The 3,557-nt window shown below is 65.9% G+C and carries 2 protein-coding genes and 1 pseudogene; 1 reads left to right on the top strand and 2 read right to left on the bottom strand.

Going from position 1 to position 3,557, the window contains the following annotated elements; translation table 11 throughout:
- Positions 1-143: 143 nt before the first annotated feature.
- Positions 144-942: pseudogene (locus ACZ63H_RS38495) on the top strand (IS5 family transposase).
- A gap of 68 nt (positions 943-1,010) precedes the next feature.
- On the opposite strand, the gene ACZ63H_RS38490 reads toward ACZ63H_RS38495, so the two are convergent.
- On the bottom strand, positions 1,011-1,214 hold the full coding sequence (locus ACZ63H_RS38490) for a cold-shock protein (protein ID WP_160508150.1): 204 nt from the start codon (positions 1,212-1,214) through the stop codon (positions 1,011-1,013).
- A gap of 837 nt (positions 1,215-2,051) precedes the next feature.
- Complete coding sequence (locus tag ACZ63H_RS38485) at positions 2,052-3,347, bottom strand: phospholipase D-like domain-containing protein (protein ID WP_469873104.1); 1,296 nt, start codon at positions 3,345-3,347, stop codon at positions 2,052-2,054.
- Positions 3,348-3,557 lie beyond the last annotated feature (210 nt).

Raw genomic sequence — 3,557 nt, 5'->3', positions numbered from 1 at the left:
GCGATCTCCCACAACCCATCCGGAACAATCCAACTCCACGTACCCCGCCCCATGCCCTGACCAACGAACAATCACCACATAGGACACGGTCTAAGACGCCGTTTCTGATGGTGTGATCGCTCGTTGAGCCGTGCATGACGGATCTGGTCGAGCGGTTGGTGCCGGACGAGTTGTGGACGCTGTTTCGGCGGGTGGTCCCGCCGACGGAGGTCATTCGCCCACAGGGTGGCGGCCGCCGACGGGCCGGGGACCGCGAATGCCTGGCAGCGATCATCTTCGTCGCCACCTCGGGCTGCACCTGGCGGCAGCTGCCGCCGGTATCGGGCCGGCCTGGCCCACGGTCTACCGGCGCTTCGCCCAGTGGACCCGGGACCGGGTGTGGGCCCGGCTGCACCGCGTCATCCTCGACGAACTCGGCGCCCGGGGCGAGCTGGACTGGTCGCGGTGCGCGATCGACTCTGTCAGCGTCCGGGCGGCAAAAGGGGGCCACTGACGGGACCGAATCCGACCGATCGCGGCAAGCCGGGATCGAAAGTCCACCTCATCACCGACCGCAACGGCGTGCCGCTGTCGCTGGGTATCTCCGGCGCCAACATGCACGACAGCCTCGGCCTGGAACCGCTCGTACGCGGGATCCCGCCCATCCGCTCCCGCCGCGGCCCCCGCCGCCGGCGTCCGGCCAAGCTCCACGCCGACAAGGGCTATGACTACGACCACCTGCGGAAATGGCTTCGCGAGCGTCGCATCCGCCACCGCATCGCCCGCAAGGGCATCGAGTTGTCCACGCGGCTCGGCCGACACCGCTGGGTCGTTGAGAGAACCGTCTCCTGGCTGGCCGGATGCCGAAGGCTGCACCGCCGGTACGAGCGAAAGGCCGAGCACTTCCTCGCCTTCGTCGGCATCGCCGCAGCCCTCATCAGCTACCGCCGACTCACCAACTGAAACGACGTCTTAACGACCGCCCGCCCCGATGATCGGCGATCTGGGGCGGGCGGTCGGTGTGGAGCAGGTCAGGCGGGGGTGATGTTCTCCGCCTGCGGGCCCTTCTGGCCCTGGGTGATGTCGAAGTTGACCTTCTGGCCTTCCTGGAGCTCACGGAAGCCGGAGGCGTTGATGTTGGAGTAGTGGGCGAAGACATCGGGGCCTCCGCCGTCCTGCTCGATGAAGCCGAAGCCCTTTTCCGCGTTGAACCACTTCACGGTGCCGGTAGCCATGGTGTCCTCCAGGAGACTCGAGATCGGGCCCCGCACCGTGCGGGACCCGGAGGTGATCGTCCTGGTCCTCCGAGACTTGGAACAGCAAGACGCCCGTGAACTCGCGCTCACGGGCGACCGGTTACTTCGGAACCACGACAGCTGATCTTGACGTTACACGGGCAGACCGCGTGGTGTGGCGGGCTCTGGTCAACTTCCGGTCCGGGCAGAGGGCTTGGTCTGCGCCATCTGCTGCAGGTCGTGGCGGAGGAAGGGCTGGACGACGTGTCCACGGACGCGGCCTGGTTTGCGCAGGCGATCGCCGACCGGATCCCTTCGACGGACTGATCCGCGGGCTGTTCCGAGGCGGCCCGGCTCTTCACGGGGAGAGCCGGGCCGTGGTCGCGCTCGCACCGTCGCGGGGCTACCCCAGGCGTGGCGGCGGCGTACGGGGACGGGGCCGCCGATGCCCGGGAATCCGGCGTATGGTGCGGACCGCTCGTGTGACGTTCCCTGACCTCAACGGCCGCTGCTGAGGCGCTCGTTGGCGCGGCGGGTTTCGGTCGGCGTCGGCGTGGACGGGGTTGTCGCCGAGTTATCGTCTCCCGCGTGATCTCCAGCCGCGGACACGGCGGCCTCCTGCTCGGCCAGCAGTGCTGCAAACTCTCCGATCCGAGCGCGGAGTTCAGAGGTCTGCTGACATGCACGAGCCTCACGTCGTCCCTGCTCCTCCCGCCAAAACATCGCCACCCCCGGGGATCCGACCCTGCAAGCCGACGCGATCAGCAACGACCCAGATCAGCACAGCTCACTGCGCGAGAGCTACATCCCCCGGAGATCAGCCCTCAAAGAGAAGCTTCAGACGCAGGTGGCGGAGATGGCGTCCCCGTTGGCAGGTTTGTGGCTGGCCGCATCGCGCATGGTGGTGAAGTTCTGGACGTAGGAGGCGAAGACGTTGGTGTCCTCCAGTTGCAGGAGCGCCTCATCGTTCTGCCGCAGCGCGTCACGCGACCAATTATGGCTGCCCGTGTAGATCATCTTGCGGTCCGGAGTCCCATAGAGCTTGCCCTCCACCAGGAGGTACTTCGAGTGGACATACGGCTCCGAGGGGGTCGACTTCTCGCAGTAGTAGCGCACGAGCACGCCGTTGTATTGGTTGGTGGTCTTCCTCAGGAGGGTCTGCAAAGACTGCGTGGACCAACCAGGGGCGCCACCAGCCGTCACGCTCGGCTTGTAGGTCTGCACGACCTCGACGTAGCAGCCCTTGGCGTCCAGGGCCACGAGCCGGTCCGCGAGATATGTACGGGTCATCGCGTACATGCCGACGCGGATGCGCGTCCGGTGGTCGTCGCCGATCCCGGTTTTCGTGTTCCCGAAGCATTCGATGTTGTCGAGGATCCCGGCGATGGTGTCCTCGGCTGGATCGTTGCTGGGATCGCCGTTGGCCTCGTGGCGCGGATAGAAGTGCACTTTGGCGTTGAGCGACGCGGTCGGCTTGCGTGTGTCGTAGTAGTTGTCGTCACGCTTCTGCTGGGCTAGGTCGTCGAAGTATCCGTCGTAGGCCTGGTAGATGCCGTTGTTGTCGGCCAGGACGAGGGCGTCGGTCCAGCCCTTGGTCGAGTCGCGGTAGTGCGACATGTTCGCGGAGGTCTGCAGGACGACGTTGCGGCTGCCCTTCGTCTCTGAGAACAGCAGGAACTTGTTGTGGTTGATTCCGCTGTGGCCGCCCGTGTCGATCTGCCGCTGACCTATGCAGCCTCGACCCTGTCCGCAGGTCAGCACCCAGGATGCCTTGGAGGTGTCGGCCCCGAGCTCCGTGACCAGCGGTCCGTAGGCGGCCGGGAAGTTCGCGTCGTCGGTCGTCGCGGCAGCGCTGTCGAAGATGATCTGTACATCGACACCACGCTGATGGGCTGCGACGAGCGCGTTCGGCACCTTCACGTCGGCTGCGTAGTACATCGACATCCGTATACGCGATCCAGCCGGAGCGCCTTCGATCAGTTCGATCTCGCGCTTGATGATGCCCTCCCGCTCGTCCTCCGTGGTACCCAGCGGGTTCGAGAAGACCGCGCCGGTGACCACTCCGCCCTCGGCCGCGGCGTTCGGCACCCCTCCGAGCGTGAAAACCAGGGCCGCCGACAGCCCGAGTATCACCGCGTTCTTCTTTGTTCGCCTCATATACCCCACCCCCATCATGTCTGCGGCCCACATCCTTGGCCGCACTGAACCCGTGAACTCTCTCACGCCGCACTCGGGTCCCTTTGGCCGGCGCCTAACAAGTCATCTCATTTGGCTGGGTAGGCTGCTGCCGTGGCGGGGATCGTTGAGCGGCTGGTGCCGGATGAGCTGTGGGAGCTGTTCCAG

This window comes from Streptomyces sp. NPDC104831, assembly GCF_055583025.1.
This window is presented reverse-complemented; position numbering and strand designations above follow the sequence as displayed.

Coding starts and splice junctions, on each gene's coding strand:
- ACZ63H_RS38490 (WP_160508150.1), bottom strand. CDS start 1,214: ATGGCTACCGGCACCGTGAAGTGGTTCAACGCGGAAAAGGGCTTCGGC.